Origin of the sequence: Butyrivibrio hungatei, from assembly GCF_900101605.1 — a bacterium.
Lineage (GTDB): Bacteria > Bacillota > Clostridia > Lachnospirales > Lachnospiraceae > Butyrivibrio > Butyrivibrio hungatei_B.
Window position 1 is genome coordinate 117,432 of the sequence record NZ_FMUR01000004.1, and the last position, 19,664, is coordinate 137,095.

Here is a 19,664-nt window from a genome sequence, read left to right on the forward strand (position 1 = left end):
CCAATCCACCATATTTAACGACTTAGTTTTCTGAAGTTATGCTTTGTCCCTGTGCTGTCTCCCTGCTGCTGAGCTTTCTTCCCGTAATAATATGGGAAAAGAAAGCCGCCATTCCTCTCTGTTTTACTTCTTCCTGACTACCCGGATTCATAAGCTGATTCGCAATACTCTCAAAAGCCTTGACCGACTTGGCATTCGGATATTGCAGCGAAACCGGTGATTGTTGCATTACGCTTCTTGCAAGATACTGATCCTGCGGGATTGCTCCCATGTAAGATAAAGGAAGTTTCAGATATCTGGCCACAACTGCATTTAACTTGTTAAAAAGCTGCTGGCCTTCATCGTTTGACGAAACTCTGTTTGAAACAACTTTTACCTTAGTATTCTCCCTCGAAAAACGAGGAGACTGATTCAGTGCCTTAAGAAGCGAATACGAATCGGTTATCGATGTAGGCTCCGGAGTCGTAACAAGTATGATCTCACCGCTTGCCACAAGGAACTCCATTACCGCGCTCGATATACCCGCTCCCGTATCTATTATTATTATATCAGCAATTGCATCAAGTTCGGCAAGATTAACAATAATATATACAAGATAATCTCTGCTTAAGTTATACATACCCGAAATTCCCGATCCGCCGGAGATAAATCCGACACCTTCGGGGCCCCAGGTAATTATGTCCTTAATATTCTTACCCTGATAGATAAGATCGCATAAATTGTGTTTTGGAACAGTTCCAAACATTATCTCTATATTGGCAAGTCCGAAATCCGCATCCAAAATGATGACTCTTTTGCCCATCTTTCTGAACTGAACAGCCAGATTTATGGAAACATTTGACTTACCTACACCGCCTTTTCCACTTGTTACAGTAATAATTCTGGCAAGCGGACGCTGCGGCTTATTTGAATTTTTAATTATATTTCTAAGCTGTTGCGCCTGATCCATATATAACTATCCCCAAATCAACTTTTTCCGCCAAGAAGGTTCTTTACAATTTTCTGTGCATCGAATACAGCGATGTCATCCGGTACGTTCTGCCCGTTTGTGATGTACGCAATGGGCGAACCCGTATGCATCCTGATATTGTAAAGGTTACCTTTTGCACCTGTCTCATCCATTTTTGTAAAAATAAGCTTATAAGCAACCATCTCCGAGTATGCGTCGGAAATCTCGATAAGATCGCGATACTTCGTGGTTGCGGACAAAACGAGATAGTTTTCGCACTCCATAAGCTCCTCCAAAGCCCTTATGTAGTTCTCAACATCTCTTATAAGTTCTTCATTTTTAAGCGAATGTCCCGCCGTATCGACCATGATGTAATCATATTCCCTGAAATCTTCGGCTGCCTGCTTCATCTCATCGACCGAATAGATAACCCTGAAAGGGATCTCAAGTATCGATGCATATGTGCGAAGCTGCTCGGCTGCCGCAATTCTGTATGTATCCATAGTCAAAAGAGCTACTTTCTTCTTTTTGGAGACAGTAAGCTCCGAGGCAAGTTTGGCGATTGTAGTTGTCTTTCCGACACCCGTAGGTCCTATGAATATCTCTGCGATCGGCTTTTCTTCGCCGACTTCTTTTATGGGATCCGACTTACCAAACTTAAGAACCATCTTTTGATATACATTGGCAAGTGCATAATCAAAAGGAAGTCCAGGTTTGCTTATCTTTTCAACTTCATCGGTAAGCTGGTTTACGTATATCTCGTCAACTTCATTCTCTATAAGAGTATTATATAACAATTTTATGAAAGAAAGTGTTTCTTCTGATATATCATTTTGTGAAGTTTTTACACCTTCATCCGCTTTCTCCGAGGAACCCGCGTTTTCTTTTTCGATTTTGGGTGTAACAACCTCTTTCTCATTTTTGAGAATGTTTTTCTCCAAAAGAGAACTCAGATTATCAAGTTTTTCCTCGATTGCGCTGTTGTCTTCCTTGGGCAGGGAAACCTTTGACGCACTCGCAACAGCTGATACCACGGTATCTCTTTGAGAACTGTCTAAAGAGCCCCTGCTTTCATGTACTTTGGGCTTTTGCGGAGTGTAGGTCGTTCTTACGGGCCTTTCAGGTTCCTCCTCAAGTGCCACGGTCACTTCAATCTTCTGAGACTGAAACAAAGACAAAAATCCTGATTTCTTGACAGGTCGCACGTTCATTACGACAATATTCCCGCCAAGCTCTTTTTTTGCCTCATCCGTAGCTTCGCTTTCATTTTTTCCAACATACTTTTTAATAATCATTTACGCAGTTACCATCCCCACCGATTGTAGTTCAATACTGGCTTCAACTTCGTTATATGAAATAACAACCAGGTCTTTGTAGTAGTCTTCCGTCATCTTCTTAAAGTACATACGCACTATAGGCGATGCCATGATAATTGCCTGTTTACCCGCATCCTCAAGCTTCTTGACCTGTTCTCCCACAGCAGTGAGGATAGACTTGGTTCTTGCAGGATCAAGTGTAAGATAAGCACCCGTTTCAGTCTGCTTAACGCTGCTCATGATTTCCTGCTCAATCTTGGGATCAAGCGTAACAACGCTCGTCGTCTCGCCCGGAACAAAATACTTGTTGGATATTGCTCTCTTTAAGCTCTGTCTTACATACTCCGTAAGAATATCCGGATCGTGTGTTGACGGAGCAAAATCTGCAAGCGTCTCGAATATTGTCACAAGGTCTCTTATTGAAATGCCTTCGCGAAGGAGATTCTGAAGAACTTTCTCAATCTCACCAAGACTCATAAGCTTAGGCACAAGCTCTTCCACAAGAGCATGATTGTTTTCTTTCAAGTTGTCCACGAGGTTCTGGACATCCTGTCTTGTAAGGAGCTCTGCTATGTGTTCTCTTATTATCTCCGTCAAATGTGTCGCGATGATCGACGGCGGATCCACTACGGTATAGCCAAAGCTCTCCGCTCTTTCTCTCTGTCCCTCGGTGATCCATATAGCGGGAAGGTGGAATGACGGCTCAAATGTAGGAATACCTGTGATTTCTTCCTCAACATGTCCCGGATTCATTGCCATGTAATGGTCAAATAAAATCTCTCCGTCACTTACCTGTATACCTTTAATTTTAATGATATATTGATTAGGATTCAACTGAATATTATCTCTAAGTCGAATAATCGGAACCACGGTTCCAAGTTCAAGCGCAACCTGCCTTCTTATCATGACCACTCGGTCAAGAAGATCGCCGCCCTGATTGACATCGGCAAGAGGAATGATTCCGTAACCAAATTCAAGCTCGATGGGATCAACCTGCAAAAGGCTTGTTACATTCTCGGGTTGTCTTATCTCTTCCGCCTGCTGTTCCTCGGGTGATGCAACTTCTCCCTCAACAGCAACTTCTTCTATAGTCTGGCTCGCAACTCTTCCAAGAAGGATAAATCCCGCACCGAATGCAACATAAAGAAGTGTCGGAAGAGGTGATGCGATTCCAAGTCCGGTAAGGACTCCTCCTACAAGGTACAATGTCTTGGGCATACCAAAAAGCTGCCCGATAAGAACATGGCCAAAATCTGCCTCTTTTGAACCTTTTGTAACAAGAATACCCGTAGACATAGATATCATAAGAGAAGGAATAGAACTTACAAGTCCGTCACCCATCGTAAGTATCGAATATGTATTGATGGCTGTATTTACATCCATTCCTTTTCTCAGGATACCCATGGCAATACCGCCGAGAAGGTTGACCGCCGTAATGATAAGACCCGCGGTCGCATCTCCTTTTACGTACTTCGTAGCACCGTCCATGGCTCCGAAGAAGCTGGCTTCATCCTGAATCTTCTGTCTTCTCTCTTTTGCCTCAACATCGGTGATGGCTCCGGTGTTAAGATCGGCATCAATAGCCATCTGCTTACCGGGCATCGCATCAAGGGTAAATCTTGCAGATACTTCCGCAACTCTCTCGGAACCTTTGTTTATGACCATGAGCTGTACGATTATAAGTATTACATAAACGATAGCTCCGACGATCAGGTCGCCTCCTCCAACGAAGGATCCAAATACCTCGATAACTTTACCCGCTCCGCCCTCTGTGAGGATAAGACGGGTAGATGAAACGTTCAGCGCAATTCTGAATATGGTCGTAAAAAGAAGTATCGTAGGGAAAAACGACATATCAAGAACGTCCGCCGCAAACATAGCTGTAAACATTATCACAAATGAAAGTGACATATCAAAAGCAAGGAGAATATCCAGCACCCAGTCAGAGAGCGGTATAATAAGCATTACGATAGCCGCAACAATATATAAAGCAAGGCCGTAATCATATACGCGGTCTCTAAGTTTTTTTGTATCCATGCCGCACTCTCCTTTCTAACAAATTTTACTCATTTTTTAAATCTTACCTTTAAGGTGATAAACATAGGCAAGCACTTCAGCTACTGCCTTATATAACTCAGGAGGAACAAGCTCTCCGACTTCGACATTTGCATATAACATTCGCGCAAGCGGCTTATTTTCTACAATCTCAACACCGCTTTCACGAGCAAGCTCTTTTATCCTCTGAGCCACAAAATCCGCACCCTTGGCAACAACAATAGGTGCTTCCGCTTCTTCTGCGTCATACTTAACCGCAACGGCATAGTGCGTCGGGTTCGTGATGACTACATCCGCCTGCGGAACAGCCTGCATCATTCTTCGCCTTGATGCTTCCATCATTCTTCGTTTCTGTGCAGACTTAACCTCGGGACTTCCCTCGGAATTCTTGAACTCATCCTTTACTTCCTGCTTGGTCATCATCATGTCCTTGGTGAACTTGCGCTTCTGATAAATAAAATCCGCAAGTGCGATGATCATATATGCGATTGCAACTCTGAACCCAAGGTCTATTATGAGATTTCCCATAAGTCCGATTGCCTGAGTGAGTGGCATATCATACAAAAGAAACAGATAATCGTTTCTCTTTGAAAAAAAGGAATAAATTACAATTCCCATAATAAGCAGCTTTACAATTGATTTTGCCAGTTCAAAAAGCTTTCTTGTAGAAAAGATTTTTTTCAGTCCCGAAACGGGATTAAGTTTTGAAAGCTTTGGCTGGAGTGGCTTTGAGGTAGGTTTGTATCCGACCTGAACGTAATCACTTATAAATGCCACTGCAAATCCGACTATGAAAAATGGCGCACACAGCAATAAAAGTGTCAGCATTGCCTTATTTACAATGCTTGTAATATAAGCGATCGGAAGCTGACCGTCATACGTTCTTGCGACATTCGGAATGTCATTGTATACCCTCGGGAAAATATTGGTAAAAGTACTTCCCATAAGCGCATATACAACCCTCAGGATCACAAACAAGGAAAGCAGGCTAAACGCCGTTGCAACTTCCTGGCTCTTTGCAACCTGTCCCTCTTTTCTGGCATCTTCCAGCTTTTTCGCCGTGGGCTGCTCAGACTTTTCCGCACCGTTTGCATCTTCGGCAAAGAACTGCAGATTATATTTAATTAATGGCGGCCCGTAAATATACTCAGCCTCTCTGCATGCTGTATACAAATTCCTGCATAAGCTCCTTCATATTGTTAAAAATAAAGTTTGAGGCGTCACCGAGCATCGATACCGTAATAAGCATTACCATCAGCCCCACGATTATCTTTATCTGAATACCCACGGAAAACATGTTCATCTGAGGTGATACTTTGGCAAGGACACCGAGAACAACGTTTGTGATAAAAGTGATGATGAAAATCGGCAGGCTGATCCTGAATCCGATCACGATATAGTCTCTCAAAAAGGCAACTATCGCATTTAACATCCTGTCACTGTGAATCACCGCACCGTTTATAGGTATCAAAGTAAACGTATCTATAAGCGAATCAAGAATATATCTGTACATTCCCGTAATGATCAGCGATACGATAAGCACCTGTGAATAGAGCTGACCTGTGATTGTAACCTGTTCGTTGGTATTCGGATCAAAAAGGTTTACCATCGAAAGACCTATCTGCATGTCAACTATCTGTCCCGCAAAATTTATTACGAGCTGGCAGAGCTGAACCGCATAACCTACAAGAAAACCAACCGTAATTTCCTTCATGACGATCACCGTATAACCGATGACAGTATTGTACGAAGGTGCGGTATACGGAACAGCGCCGTATACAAGAGTCGACAAAAGAAGTCCAAATCCCACTTTTACAAGGTTAGGCGTTTGCCTTCCGCCAAAGAACGGGCATACAAAAATAAAACTTGTCACTCTTACAACTATTAGCAAAAAAACTTCCAGATCGCCGTATCTGAAGTTGTAATCGATCATACTTCACCTCTAGCGCACATACTTCGAAAAATCAGACCATATAAGTGTGATAAAGCCTGAAAGCTCGGTCATCATCCAGTTTCCCGTCAGCATTATCATAAGAAATACGCATATTACCTTAGGAACAAAGGTAAGCGTCTGCTCCTGGATCGAAGTAACCGTCTGAAATATCGAAATAATAAGTCCGACAATCATCGAGGTTAAAAGAACCGGAAGCGACATCTTAATAACGAGCATAAGTCCCTGATTTACGATCGTATTGATATCGGCCATTGTTATCATATAAACATTCCTCCCCTATCTCACAACAAAACTAATAGAACGACTTGACCAGATTGCCGATAATAAGGCTCCATCCGTCCGCAAGGACAAAAAGAAGTATCTTAAACGGCATCGAGATCGTAGTCGGCGGAAGCATCATCATACCCATACTCATAAGTACCGATGCCACAACCATATCGATAACAATAAATGGAATATATATCAAAAATCCAATAATAAATGCTGTTCTAAGTTCGCTTACAATAAAACTCGGAATCAGGACAACATTGGGAATACTCTCAAGTTCTCCGTCCCACTCGGTCTTGTTTATCTCCATAAAGAGTTTTACGTCCTTGGTCTGAGTCTGACCGTACATGAACTGCCTAAACGGCGCCATTGCAACCTTTCCAAACTCTTTCTGGTCTATCTTTCCTTCTTCAAAAGGAATGACCGCATCATTATAAACAGTCGTCAAAGTGGGCTGCATAATGAAAAGTGTCATAAACAAAGCAATCCCAATCATCACCAGGTTCGGCGGAGATGTTTGGGTTCCTATCGCGGTTCTGGTAAAATGAAGCGCCACGATGATCCTTGTAAAAGAAGTCATCATCACAATAAGTGTCGGCGCAAGGGATATGAGCGTTAATGTAATAAGAATTCTCAAAGATCCGCTCAGTGATCCGTTTCCGTTGTCATATGTAACGGTAACCGTATTTGCAATATTAAGTTTTTTAAGATCGTCAGGGGACTCTGCTGAACCCGGATCTGTAATATTTGTTCGTTCAGCTTCAGAACCTGTAAGATTAGATTTTCTCGAATTGGTAGGATCGGTAGGTTTGGTATCTTCAACCACATTTTCGGTAGCCACTACCTTAACCGGCACCGCAAGTGACAAAAAGAGTATCAGAAAAACAGACAAAAAGGCTATAAACGCCCCTTTTTTCAAACGACGTTTTTCAAAAATATTCTTTTTATTCTCTCCCCACTGTTTACTCATAATTTATTTCTTAAACTCACTTTTTTATTTTTTCAAGAATTTCGTTGAAGCTCAATGTACCTGCATTTTCGGAATTGTCAAAAACAAGTGATTCCTTATCAAGTTCGCATAATGCAGTAACTTCATCCTTCCCCACTGCGATAGCCATATACTTATCGCCAAGACGCACGATCTGAATATACTTGGTAGTGGAGATCCTTCCCGTCTCCAAAACCTCAATATTCCTGCCGCTGTTCTTTTCCTTCTGGTAACCTGCAAGCCACTTGGTCACATAATAAGTAAGCCCAAGAACCAGAACAAAGATTATTAAGATGGCAATAAACTGCAAGTAAGATTCGACTGACATTATGCAAACACTCCATCTGCTTTCTTTTCAAATATCATTGAACAATCTCGGTCACACGAACACCGAAACTTTCTTCGATTACAACAACTTCACCTTTTGCAACGAACTTTCCGTTTACAAGTACGTCAACAGGCTCACCGGCGACCTTATCAAGCTCGATAATGGTACCGGGCGCAAACTCCAGGATATCCGATATCGGCTTAGCCGTTCTTCCAAGCTCAACCGTAACTTCAAGCGGAACGTCCTTGATGATGCCGATATTTTCTCCGCCGGCCATCATTCCGGGTCCGCCTGCAAATGTCTGGAACTGCGCAGGCTGAATGTTCATATTCATCATCTGCGGCATCTGCATCTGTGGCATTCCCATGCCCATCGGAGGAGTCTGCATCTGTGGCATTCCCATCTGTGGCATCTGCATTTGCGGCATTCCCATCTGTGGCATTCCCATTTGTGGCTGTGCCATCATATTTGGATCGGGTGCTGCAGGCGCGGGCGCAGGTTCGGGAGCCGGTGCAGGTTCGGGAGCAGGCGCAGGAGCCGGTGCATCATTTGCTCCGGAATCAGTAATAACAAGATCCTTAAGTTCTTTTGCGAAATCAACGGGATACAACTGCATAAGTGTTGAATCCACAAGATCTCCGACCTGCATCTTAAAGGATATCTTTACAAAAGTTCCGCTGAGGAACTCGGCAATATCCGAAGGATCGTCATTGATCATATCAAGAAGTGTCGACTGCGGAGGGCTTATATCTACTTTCTGATTGATCATTGTAGAAAGAGATGTAGCAGCCGCTCCCATCATCTGATTCATCGCTTCCGAGATGGCTGAAAGCTGTAATTCTCCGATCTCTCCCGCAATATTTGTTCCGTCGCCACCCATCATAAGATCGGTGATGACCATAACATCACGCTCTTTAAGAATAAGGATATTTGTTCCGTCAAGACCTTCCGTATACTGAATCTGAATGAAAACACAAGGTCTCTCATAGTTATTTATTACATTTTCCCAGTTGGCAAGTTCAACCTGAGGAGTTGTAATATTAACCTTCTGATTTACAAGGGAATACAGCGTAGTCGCTGAAGATCCCATACTTATATTGGCCACCTCACCGATGGCATCTTTTTCCGCATCATTAAGCAGTGACTCATCTATTGCACTGCCTCCTGAAACAGGCGCGCCGGAAGTTACCGGTATATCCGCATTATCGGAAGGTGCTTCTGCAGCCGGAGCATCACCTTCTCCACCGGCAGCTGAATCCATACCGGATAGCAAAGCATTAATTTCATCTTGAGATAACATTCCATCCATGCTCCTACTCTTCCTCCTCTCTTACTACCGACGTAATCCTGACGGCGTATTTATCTTTAGTGGTACCGGGCAGACCGGTGAATTTGTAGATATTTCCGACATAAACCTGCATATCGGTGTTAACTCTGTTATCAAGCCTTATAATGTCGCCGGGTTGCAAATGAACAAAGTCATTTACGGAAACATTACACTTACCAAGAACCGCTTTTACCGGAATATCAACATGCTTTACCATGCTCTCAAGATACTCTCCGAAATCCTCGTCCACATTTTTCTGCATTGTGGAGAACCAGAACTTGGTATTAAGTTTATCCATAACACTCTCAAGGGTGAAATAAGGAAGACATACGTTCATAAGTCCTTCCGTCTCACCGATCTTAATATTGAGAGTAACGATGGCGATCATATCTGTAGGTGAAATAACCTGTGCAAACTGCGGATTTGTCTCAATCCTCTCCATGACAGGATTGATGGAAACAACATTCTGCCACGGCTCTACCATAAGCTGCATGCAAATAGTCACAAGCTTTTCTATAAGTGGCATCTCAATATCGGTGAATGGTCTCGGTTTATCAAGTCCGACGCCTGTACCTCCAAGCATCCTGTCAATAAAAGAGAATCCGATGTTAGCCTGCAATTCCAAAATAATCGTTCCCTGTAAAGGAAGAAAACTTATAACTCCCAGAATAACCGGGTTTGAAAGAGCATTGCTAAACTCCGAATATGTAACCGTCTCTGAGTTAGCAACCGACACCGTAACATTCTTTCTAAGATATAAAGGTAATGTAGTAGATAAAAGCCTTCCGTAATGCTCATAGATCATTTCCAAAGTTCTGAGATGTTCCTTTGAAAACTTCGCAGGACGTTTAAAATCATAATCTTTGACTTTCTTCTCGTCTGCGGCTTGCATCTGATCTACATCAAGTTCACCGCTATTAAGTGCTGCCAACAGACCATCTATTTCATTTTGTGACAGTACTTCGCTCAAGTTGGATCTCCTTCCTCCGATAAGGATCTATCGGCGTATCCTTTAATAATAAATGCAGCATTACTGATAAAGCACACTGCTGAAATCAACTCTGTAAATAAAGTTTGAATTGTACAATTCCCTTACTTTTTCTACAATTGCATCCTTTGCAGGCTGGCTGTCATTCTGAAGTTCTTCCATTGAATAACTTGAAAGTGTATCCGTAACGATTGACTTTACACGGTCTCTCATTCCGGTAAGCTGTTCGGATGAGCCATATGATGCATAATCAGGATTGGCTGTATTCATTGAGAAAACGACTTCAACAACCATCATATGTGATTTGCCGTCATTGCCCGGCTTAAGGTTGATCGTAAGTCTGTCCTGATTGCCCACAAATCCAAAAGTAGCTATCTCGTTAACTCCCGAAGGTTCTGAAGGCTCAGCGTAAAGCCCTCCTCCGACACCTCCGCTCGTCTCAAGTTCAAGTGCAGCCGCAATATCTGAAACAAGCTTGGCTGTCTGAGAATTTGTTGTCATAACACTAAGCAGCATGAACCCCGTCATAGCGATATTTACAACAATTAAAGCCAGTATGATGATTGATAGCAAATTCTTTTTCATTTAAAAAATCCCCCTCTATTAGTATGAAGAACTAAGTGGATTATATATTTTTATCTCAACACGTCTGTTTCGTGCTCTTCCCTCATCTGTAGAATTATCCGCGATCGGATCGTACTCCCCTCTTCCCGTATGAACTATATGTGCGGGATCGAGATTTGTGTTTTCACAGAGATAATAGAAAACCGAAAGAGCTCTTCCGGAGCTTAATTCATCGTTGTTGGCATACTTTCCTCCGGATGACATCGGAACATTATCCGTATGTCCTTCAATCGCAATAGTTCCGCCCGCATAGGTTTCAAGGATCTGTCCGACTTTATCTATAACAGGTATCGCATCATCCTTAATATCCGTTTTCGCAGAATCAAACAGGATTGAGCCCTGTATGGTAAGCTGAACAAACTGGCTTGTATAATTGAGATTCACTTCATCTTCAATCTCTTCTTCATTCAAAGCTTCTTCAATCTTCTCCGCAAGCTTTTCCGAAGCTTCAAGCTGTTCCTCCTCAGCTGCCTCCATAAGTTCCTTTTGGTTCATATCACCGACTTCCATCTCCTCGGTATCGGCATTCTCACCTGTCTGTGCAAGTCCCATTGAAGTCACATAGCTCGAAAGCTCACTAAGCTGTGATATTCCATCACCTATAAGAGCACCTTCACCGATAGCCATCTCACCGCCCGAGAAAAAGCCGAACGCCGAACTAAACGACGCTGCAACCTCCTCAAACTTGGCGGCATCCATGGTAGACATGGAGAAAAGAAGTACGAAGAAACAAAGGAGCAGGTTCATCAGATCTCCAAACGTCGCGGTCCACGCGGGCGCGCCCGGTTTTACTTCTTCTGCTTTTTTTGCCATTATTCTTCGCCTCCGCCTGCTGAGCCCGTTCCGGTCTCAGATTCGTAAGCCGCCCTGTCAACGGGTGACAGGAATGACTTAAGCTTTTCCTCAGTTACACGGGGATTTTCGCCCGCCTGTATAGACAAAAGTCCTTCAATGACAATACTCTTTGACATGTACTCGGCATTACTTCTGGCTTTCAGCTTACCCGAAGCAGGGAAACAAAACCAGTTTGCCATGATTGAACCGTACAATGTCGTGATAAGAGCGGTCGCCATGGAAGGTCCGATCTTCGACGCATCACTCATGTCATTAAGCATGTTAACAAGTCCCAAAAGAGTACCGATCATACCCCAGGCAGGACCCTGAGCCGCAATGTCTTCAAATACGGAATAATTGGCCTTATGTCTCTCGGCCATGGCATCTATCTCAGCCTCAAGAATACTCTTTACAAGTTCGGGCTCGGTACCGTCAACGATGAGCATAACGCCTTTCTTCATAAAAGCATCGTCAAGATTTCCGGCCGCTTCTTCAAGGGCAAGAAGGCCTTCCTTTCTGGCTGTATTAGACAGATCGATAATCTGTTTAATTACCGATTTGGTATCATCGGATGTGACCTTGAATATTCGTGTATAGCACTTAAGTCCTCCGGTGAACTCAGGAAGAGATCTTGATGCCAAAACAGCCATCAAAGCTCCTCCGAATGTAACAAGAGCCGACGGCGCATCCAAGAAATTTCCGACAGAACCGATGCCTCCGGATGTAATGATTCCAAGAAGCATAAACACAATTCCCATTACTACACCGATAATCGACGCAATATCCACAGCATTTACCTCTCACATTAAAATTTAGTCACCATCTTCTTCCGCATATTTCAGGAATTGATAAGACTGTAAATATCTTCCATGCTCTCTTTCACAATGAGCTTTCTTCCGGTATATAAGACCACGACAGTATCGGGATTACTTTCAACCGATTCGATCATGCTCGGATTGATGAGTATCTTACGCGTATCCATTTTGGTAAGCTCAATAACTCCCTTGTTCATAAACACCTTCTGATATAAAATTACATTTTTTAGTGAAAAAATAGACTAGAAACGAAACTTAATTTCTTAGCATATTAATTTTACCATATGCTTTTGCTTAATTCTTGCTTAATTGCAACTTTTTTAGTTCAATTTGAATCAGAATTTCACTTTGAAGCAGGATGAATGAAATAAAGTTTGTAATTATGATACTTGACACATGAAATATACAATATATAGTGGTATTCAACTTATTTTAACATATTTTCATTTAGTATACATCTATAAATAAGAAAAAACTCTTTGTTCTTTCAATATTTTTCTTGACAAAAGAAAATGCCCGCAATTTTCGCAAGTTGCAGGCATTGTGTTATGAGATTAATTTTATTTTTCTTATCTTAATTTTTAGTGAAAATATTTCCTATTTGTTCTCGAGATTATCAAGTACCTTTTCTGCCCTGTCATATTTTATCTGTTCAACAAGCCTGGAGTACCTGTCTTTCTCTGCAAGAAGTTCTTTGTATGCATCATTCTTGGCCTTGAGTTCCGTATTCGCCGTGATAAGTTTGATCTCTGCCGTATGTGATGTTTTAAGTGATTCGATATCATCGCGAAGGGACTGATTCTCCTGGGTTAGTCTTGCATTTTCTGCAAGTAAAACCCTGTTTTCCGACGCAACCTTTGAAATATTTTCTCTGAGAGGATTTTCTCTTGCTTTTAGCTCATCTATTTCATCCAGAAGTTTCGCGGATGAAGTAACTCTTTCATCATAGAGCTTTCTTATTTCAGTCTCATTTTCTTTCGCTTCGGAAAGCTCTTTCTTCATATCTGAAAGTTGTTCTTTGAGTTCTTTACACTTTCCTTCACTCTCTTTAAGATCTGATGTCAGCTTATCTATCTCGCTCTGCATCTTCTCCTTTAATTCATCATATTCTTTACGGAGGGATTCTGCCTTTTCAGTCGCACCCTCTTCTCCGGACTTTATATCTTTAAGATTCTTTTGAAGTTCTGTGATTATTTCATCTTTGGTATCAAGTTGTTTCGCAAAATCAACGCGTGCAAGCTCCACCGCATCATTGCGTGATCTTATAAGATCCATGAATACATCATGCATCTTGGCCTGGTAATTTTCAAACTCTTCAAGCTGCTCAGCGCCCGCCGGTAAAGCATCCTTTTCAGCCTGCCCTTCGTAAACTCTCAAAAGTTCCGATACCGCATGCTGTTGGTTTCCACCAAGCTGAGCCGCAAGCTTTTTGATATATTCAAATGTTTCATCCGTAAGTCTCATTGTACGAGGCTTGGTTGTATCATCTGTCTGTCGCTCTTCTTTGATCTCTTCTTTATTACTCATCCTGTCTCCTATGTTCAAAAAATTAAAAATAATATTTTTCCCGCTTATTATTCTATCATTTTGCATTATTTATTACAACATCAATGTACACATTACAATGTATACATTGTATACGTATATAAAGTTCGCAAAATGCTTATTATGCGAACTTAAAATCATTGAAAAACGCGATAAATTCGTTTATACTATCCTTTAGCTAATTTTAAACATCAAAAACAGATTGCCTGATTTCACTGAAAAATTGGTCCAAAATAACATGGAGAGACATAATATAATGGGACAATATGCAACCGTACCGATTACAAGAGAACAATATGCTGAAATAATTGAAACAATGAGAACCGGAGCTTCCAAGCAATTCAGGGCAAATCCCAGAATCGCTGAGATTCTGATTGCCGAAGCCAACCTCGGAATCCGTATCGAAGACGTCCTTGCACTTAAGCCATCAAGCTTTATTGCTGCAGGAAATATACATAAAATAAATATTGTAGAAATGAAAACGAAGAAAAAACGGTACAAGACCGTTTCTGAAGAATACTATAAACATCTGAAAGAATATATTGCAGAAAATCACATTCAAAATGATGCGCTGATATTCGAAATCAGTGAGCGTGCAGTACAAAAATACCTGCATAAAGTCTGCGAATACCTCGGCTACGAAAATGTATCAACACACAGCTTCAGGAAGTATTGCGGCATGCGCTTATATGAATCCAACGGCTACAACATAGTCCTTGTCATGGAATTTTTCCAGCACTCCTCTCCCGACATCACCAAGAGATATCTCGGCGTTGACGCCAGAGAAATGGAGGAAGCGCTGCAAAATCACGTCGAATTGGTCTAAAATAAGCGCCCATATCCCCGACCGGATATGGGCGCCTGCCTTATGATGGATTTATATTACAAATTCAGACTGTAGACAAAGTCCACGGCATCTGCCGTGGATTTTTCTTTATAAAAGTGCCTCGAGTCCAGTATTTATCTGGGCTTGAGGCACTTTTTCTGGTATAATAGAAGTATCAAAGTTGGGGATGAGGATTGCCTTTATGATGACTTCTAATACCGAAAGAAAGCGTGAACAAATGCAGTTTGTGAGCATGGATGATCTGGTACCTCAGGATCACATGCTCAGGCTTATTGATAAAGCAATTGACTGGTCATTCATATATGACCTTGTTGAAGATAAGTATTCATCAGATATGGGCAGGCCCAGCATGGATCCTGTCACACTCATTAAAATCCCTTTCATTCAGTATCTATACGGAATTCGCAGCATGCGACAAACTATCAAGGAAATAGAAGTCAACGTTGCATACAGATGGTTCCTGGGCTTAGAGCTTAACGAGCCTGTCCCACACTTTTCAACTTTTGGAAAGAACTATACAAGACGCTTTAAGGATACAGACCTTTTTGAGCAGATATTCCAGCGCATTCTTGAAGACTGCTATCGCTTCAAGCTGGTAGACCCTACTGCTGTATTTGTAGATGCTACTCATGTAAAGGCGAGAGCAAACAACAGAAAGATGCAGCATAAACTTGCAAAGCAGGAAGCATTGTTCTACGAAGAAATGCTCAAAAAGGAAATAAACGAAGACCGAGCTGAGCATGGCAAAAAGCCACTTAAAGACAAGGATGATGATGACGATAAAGGTGCTGGTGGACATGATGATTTCAGTGATTTCACAGACGACGTTCCTAAAGATACCAAGAAAGTAAGGTGCAGCACTACCGATCCTGAAAGTGGATGGTTCAGGAAAGGTGAACATAAGAATGTATTCGCGTATGGAATTGAAACAGCCTGTGACAAGAACGGATGGATCCTTGATTACACAGTTAACCCTGGCAACGAGCATGACAGCCGCACATTCAAAGGACTTTACGACAAGATCAAGGATATCGGTGTAGAAACTATCGTTGCAGATGCTGGTTACAAAACTCCAGCTATAGCAAAACTACTCATAGATGATGGCATCAAACCTCTTCTTCCCTACAAGAGGCCAATGACGAAGAAAGGATTCTTCAGAAAATCTGAGTTTGCTTATGATGAATACAATGACTGCTATATATGTCCAAACGATCAGGTGCTGGAGTATTCGACCACAAATCGCGATGGATACAGAGAATACAAGAGTTGCGGAAAGGTCTGCGAAAACTGTCCTTACCTTGAACAATGTACACTTAGCAAGAATCATGTAAAATTGGTAACCCGTCATATCTGGGAAGATTACATGGATGAATGTGATGACATAAGATACACCGAGGGGATGAAAGATCTCTATTCTCACAGGAAGGAGACAATAGAGAGAATCTTTGGGACAGCCAAAGAGAATCATGGATTTAGATATACACAGATGTATGGAAAGGCGCGGATGGAAATGAAGGTCGCGCTTACCTTTGCGTGTATGAATCTAAAAAAGCTTGCAAGAATCAAGCATGAATGGTGGTTAGAAATGGCCTGATAAGGGCTGTTTCTGACCATTTTTATTATGAAAATCCGGCTTAGGAAGACAAAATGGCCTTGAGAGCTATGCTCTCAAGACCACTTTGTCTACAGTCTGCAAATTATTACCTCTTAAGATTTGTAAGCTCCTCAAGGAGTGTATCAGATACTGTGATGATTCGGCTGTTAGCCTGGAATCCACGCTGTGTTGTGATCATCTCGGTAAACTGTGCTGAGAGGTCTACGTTTGACATCTCCAAAACACCTGTACTCATGTAGCCACCGTCAGTTGTGATATCCTGAATAGTTGCATCACCTGAGTTAAGTGTCGAAGCATAGAGGTTATCACCCTGCTTTGAAAGACCTGATGCATTAGCAAACTGTGCTGATGCAATCTGTCCTAAAAGCTTAGTCTGACCGTTTGAATAGTTTGCGTAAATCATACCGTTGTCACTTACATTTACGCCGTTCATCTCACCAACCGCACGTCCCGTATTAAGCGACTTCATATCACCCTTGTTGGCTCTGATTGTTGAAGCGCCATTTGTACGGTAGTTTGTAAGAGTTGAAAAATCAACAGAAATTGTATGATTTCTTTCAAGTTCAGCTGCATTTGTAGGGGATGCCTGGAATCCAAACGCCTCTAAGCCCTCAGTTTTCTTTCCACCAAGTCCAAATGTAATATTGGCCTTCTTGTCCAATGTATTTCCATCAGCAGAAACAATAGCACCTGTAGCCGGATCAAACGCAAGCTGAATTGTATGATTACCTAACGTAAGATTGATCTTACCTTTGTCGGTACCCTCTGCCGTAATAATTTCATATGTACCGTCAAGTCCATAAGCATCTGCAGCATTATCAGTGATTCCATATACTTTTTCAAGAAGCTGCTGCTGATTGCTGTTTTTAGCTGCAGAAAGAAGATCTGCTATTTTTCCTTTTACCGGAACATTCTTATATGCCGATGTTGATGTATACATAACTGTTCCGTCTTCATTTATCTTTGCAGAATATCCGGTTGTAGCAGTAAGAACAGGATAAGTTGTTGTATCCTGCACCTTATGCTTGATCGTAACTTCACCTTTTTCATTTATAACCATGTCATATTCCGCGTTAGGATCAAAATTCATATAGGAAGCATCAGGAAATACTGCCTTTATAAAATCAACTGCCTGACTGTTATCTCCTTTAAACGTTCTTGTCAAAAGGTCATTCGCAACATAATACGATTTACCATAAAGATTCTTATTCTGATATACATATGCCGGAGGATTTCCGTTAAAAACAAAATTATTCTTGTAATCATTACTGTCTAATGTATCTGCCGGAATACGATTAAAAGGCTGACTTTTTGTCAGGTCTTCGCCTCCTCCGGGGAACGAAAGCTCTTCCTCCTCAGTTGAAGTATATTTTATAATAATACCGGCATCGCCGTTAAGATTAACAAGCTTAAATTTTGATTCTGCAAGAGCATTTTCTTTTGCATCCGTAACATTTGAAAATGCGGCATCTATCGTATCCTTAATCGCAATTGCTGCGTTTTTCTCTTCTTGACTAAATTTTGCATTTTCCTCATCAGGATTAGAATTTGCTATCTCATAAATCACAGAATACGGAATATCACTTGGACTGTCACCCCATGAATATGTTGTCCCAAACTTTTCAAGCATACTTGTGATCACACTATTTTGAAGTGTACCCAGATTAGTTGATACATCTTGATTCTTTTCAACAAGCTTCCTCTGTGTAAGCATCATCTTTCCATTGGATGAATATGTGCATTTAAGGTTTTTTAAAAGTCCACCATTAGTTTTGTATGTATCAATTGCCTTTACAAGCCCTTCAAACTGACCAAAATCTCTGCTGACCATATCCTCCGTAACAGATCCAAAATCTTTAATATCTGTATATGACTCATTTGGATTGATTGTTTCATCTTTGAAATAAGAAAGCGCCTTAAACAAAGAAATACCACCGTTAGAATATTTGAATCCTGCATAATTTCCTGCATCAACATCAAATACATCTCTCAACAAGTCAGCTATATCGTTAACGCTTCCTCTTAAGTTCTCTGTAGGAACCTTATAAGCAATCTGAGTATTTTCATCTATAAAATAGTTATCTGAATTCTGTGTTGTAAAATTTGTATCTTTATAACTATCTCCAAAAACGCCGTTGGCAATATCAATTTTAGGATAAATAACTGTAAGAGCGCCATTTGCCCCAATCTGATATGTTGCATTTTCAAAGCCATCTTTAGTATACTTATTCTCAAGTGATGCTCTGCTTAGTCCATAAGCATCGCGAAGAATTCCCTTATTTTCAAGATCTATAAGATTTCCGTTTGCCGGTATATCATTGAACTTAACATCTCCGTCAGATTTAATGAAATTGATATAGTTTGGATCCGTTGTTGCCTCAACAGAATAGCCGCGAAGAGGATCATTTTTTATAGTTCTTTTGGTGCTTGAAACATCTCCTAATGTAATCTGGCTCATAAGATCGGCTTTATCTTTATTTTCGTTTATAGATTTCCCGTTAGAATCAATAATATCCGTAAGCGTCAATGCGAAAAGATCACTGTTTTCAGTATCTTTTAGTGTAAACTTTCCGGTATACATATATCCCTTATTATCATAGAACTCCAGTGTTATCGCCTTTCCGTCAGCAGTTTTTAGATTTGCATCATTATCATCAATATTCCCCTGAAAAACAGATGCTGTCGTTGAAGCAGGCGAATATGTGAAATTAGCCGGGCTCATAATCTGAAGACCTGAAAGTCCGCCGTTTCTGTTTACAGTTATTTCACCTGTCTCTCTATCTTCCCTGGCGGGCCATCCCTGAACAAGATATCCGTTTGACTGCATTGCAAGATTACCTGAACCATCAACATAGAAAGATCCGTCTCTTGTATAGAGATTCTCAACTCCGTTATTTACAACAAAGAAAGAACTGCCGTTTATCATAATATCAAAAGGGTTATTTGTTGTCTGGGATGTTCCCTGAGATGTAATAGCTGTATTGATAGCTCCCGACTTCGCACCAAGACCGATCTGACGAGGATTGATACCTCCCTTGGTCTCTGTTGCTCCTGAAGCTGTCTGAGTTGTCTGATACATAAGATCAGAAAATGTGATTGACTGAGATTTGTAGGATGTTGTATTAACGTTGGCAATGTTGTTACCGATAACATCCATCTTGGTCTGGTGTGTCTTAAGTCCGGCAACACCGGAATAAAGAGCTCTCATCATA

The 19,664-nt window shown here is 41.4% G+C and carries 18 protein-coding genes; 2 read left to right on the forward strand and 16 right to left on the reverse strand.

The genetic code is table 11. The features are described 5' to 3' along the window. Positions 1-22: 22 nt before the first annotated feature. The 15 genes from BLP87_RS02360 to BLP87_RS02430 form a co-directional block, all read right to left on the reverse strand. A complete protein-coding gene (locus tag BLP87_RS02360; protein WP_074461268.1) occupies positions 23-949 on the reverse strand; it encodes a MinD/ParA family protein in 927 nt (308 codons plus the stop codon). Positions 950-966: 17 nt separating this feature from the next. Further along, entirely contained in the window at positions 967-2,244 is a 1,278-nt protein-coding gene (gene flhF, locus BLP87_RS02365) for a flagellar biosynthesis protein FlhF (protein WP_074461269.1), read from the reverse strand. After that, positions 2,245-4,302, reverse strand: a complete 2,058-nt coding sequence (flhA, locus tag BLP87_RS02370) for a flagellar biosynthesis protein FlhA (protein WP_074461270.1) — start codon at positions 4,300-4,302, stop codon at positions 2,245-2,247. A 36-nt stretch (positions 4,303-4,338) separates the two neighbouring features. Beyond that, positions 4,339-5,493: a flagellar biosynthesis protein FlhB gene (gene flhB, locus BLP87_RS02375; protein WP_074461271.1), complete on the reverse strand. Its 1,155-nt coding sequence runs from the start codon at positions 5,491-5,493 to the stop codon at positions 4,339-4,341. Beyond that, on the reverse strand, positions 5,468-6,253 hold the full coding sequence (gene fliR, locus BLP87_RS02380; protein WP_074461272.1) for a flagellar biosynthetic protein FliR: 786 nt from the start codon (positions 6,251-6,253) through the stop codon (positions 5,468-5,470). Before fliR ends, flhB begins: the two co-directional genes overlap by 26 nt. 9 nt (positions 6,254-6,262) lie before the next feature. Further along, complete coding sequence (gene fliQ / locus BLP87_RS02385; RefSeq protein ID WP_026654755.1) at positions 6,263-6,535, reverse strand: flagellar biosynthesis protein FliQ; 273 nt, start codon at positions 6,533-6,535, stop codon at positions 6,263-6,265. Positions 6,536-6,566: 31 nt separating this feature from the next. Continuing rightward, positions 6,567-7,511: a flagellar type III secretion system pore protein FliP gene (gene fliP, locus BLP87_RS02390; protein ID WP_083334420.1), complete on the reverse strand. Its 945-nt coding sequence runs from the start codon at positions 7,509-7,511 to the stop codon at positions 6,567-6,569. A 16-nt stretch (positions 7,512-7,527) separates the two neighbouring features. Further along, positions 7,528-7,857: a flagellar biosynthetic protein FliO gene (locus tag BLP87_RS02395; protein ID WP_083334422.1), complete on the reverse strand. Its 330-nt coding sequence runs from the start codon at positions 7,855-7,857 to the stop codon at positions 7,528-7,530. A gap of 34 nt (positions 7,858-7,891) precedes the next feature. Further along, positions 7,892-9,166: a flagellar motor switch phosphatase FliY gene (gene fliY / locus BLP87_RS02400; protein ID WP_074461273.1), complete on the reverse strand. Its 1,275-nt coding sequence runs from the start codon at positions 9,164-9,166 to the stop codon at positions 7,892-7,894. Between the two features lie 4 nt (positions 9,167-9,170). Further along, positions 9,171-10,154 (reverse strand): flagellar motor switch protein FliM, encoded by a 984-nt coding sequence (gene fliM, locus BLP87_RS02405; protein ID WP_074461274.1) that lies wholly within the window; start codon positions 10,152-10,154, stop codon positions 9,171-9,173. 60 nt (positions 10,155-10,214) lie between these two features. Then, entirely contained in the window at positions 10,215-10,757 is a 543-nt protein-coding gene (locus tag BLP87_RS02410; protein ID WP_074461275.1) for a flagellar basal body-associated FliL family protein, read from the reverse strand. An 18-nt stretch (positions 10,758-10,775) separates the two neighbouring features. After that, positions 10,776-11,609 (reverse strand): OmpA/MotB family protein, encoded by an 834-nt coding sequence (locus tag BLP87_RS02415; RefSeq protein WP_074461276.1) that lies wholly within the window; start codon positions 11,607-11,609, stop codon positions 10,776-10,778. After that, positions 11,609-12,418 carry a motility protein A gene (locus BLP87_RS02420; protein WP_074461277.1) on the reverse strand — a complete coding sequence of 270 codons (810 nt, stop codon included), beginning with the start codon at positions 12,416-12,418 and terminating at the stop codon, positions 11,609-11,611. The genes BLP87_RS02415 and BLP87_RS02420 overlap by 1 nt, the downstream gene beginning before the upstream one ends. Before the next feature lie 50 nt (positions 12,419-12,468). Further along, entirely contained in the window at positions 12,469-12,642 is a 174-nt protein-coding gene (locus BLP87_RS02425) for a flagellar FlbD family protein (protein WP_074461278.1), read from the reverse strand. A gap of 400 nt (positions 12,643-13,042) precedes the next feature. Next, the gene (locus BLP87_RS02430; protein WP_074461279.1) at positions 13,043-13,972 is read right to left on the reverse strand and encodes a hypothetical protein; all 930 of its coding nucleotides are present in this window, start codon (positions 13,970-13,972) and stop codon (positions 13,043-13,045) included. Positions 13,973-14,246: 274 nt separating this feature from the next. Here BLP87_RS02430 and BLP87_RS02435 point away from each other — a divergent pair, with 274 nt between their 5' ends. Both BLP87_RS02435 and BLP87_RS02440 read left to right on the forward strand, forming a co-directional pair. Continuing rightward, positions 14,247-14,816, forward strand: a complete 570-nt coding sequence (locus BLP87_RS02435; protein WP_074461280.1) for a tyrosine-type recombinase/integrase — start codon at positions 14,247-14,249, stop codon at positions 14,814-14,816. 202 nt (positions 14,817-15,018) lie between these two features. Next, complete coding sequence (locus tag BLP87_RS02440; RefSeq protein ID WP_143002067.1) at positions 15,019-16,431, forward strand: IS1182 family transposase; 1,413 nt, start codon at positions 15,019-15,021, stop codon at positions 16,429-16,431. A gap of 106 nt (positions 16,432-16,537) precedes the next feature. On the opposite strand, the gene BLP87_RS02445 is transcribed toward BLP87_RS02440, so the two are convergent. After that, positions 16,538-19,663 carry a flagellar hook-basal body complex protein gene (locus BLP87_RS02445; RefSeq protein ID WP_074461281.1) on the reverse strand — a complete coding sequence of 1,042 codons (3,126 nt, stop codon included), beginning with the start codon at positions 19,661-19,663 and terminating at the stop codon, positions 16,538-16,540. Position 19,664: the final 1 nt, after the last annotated feature.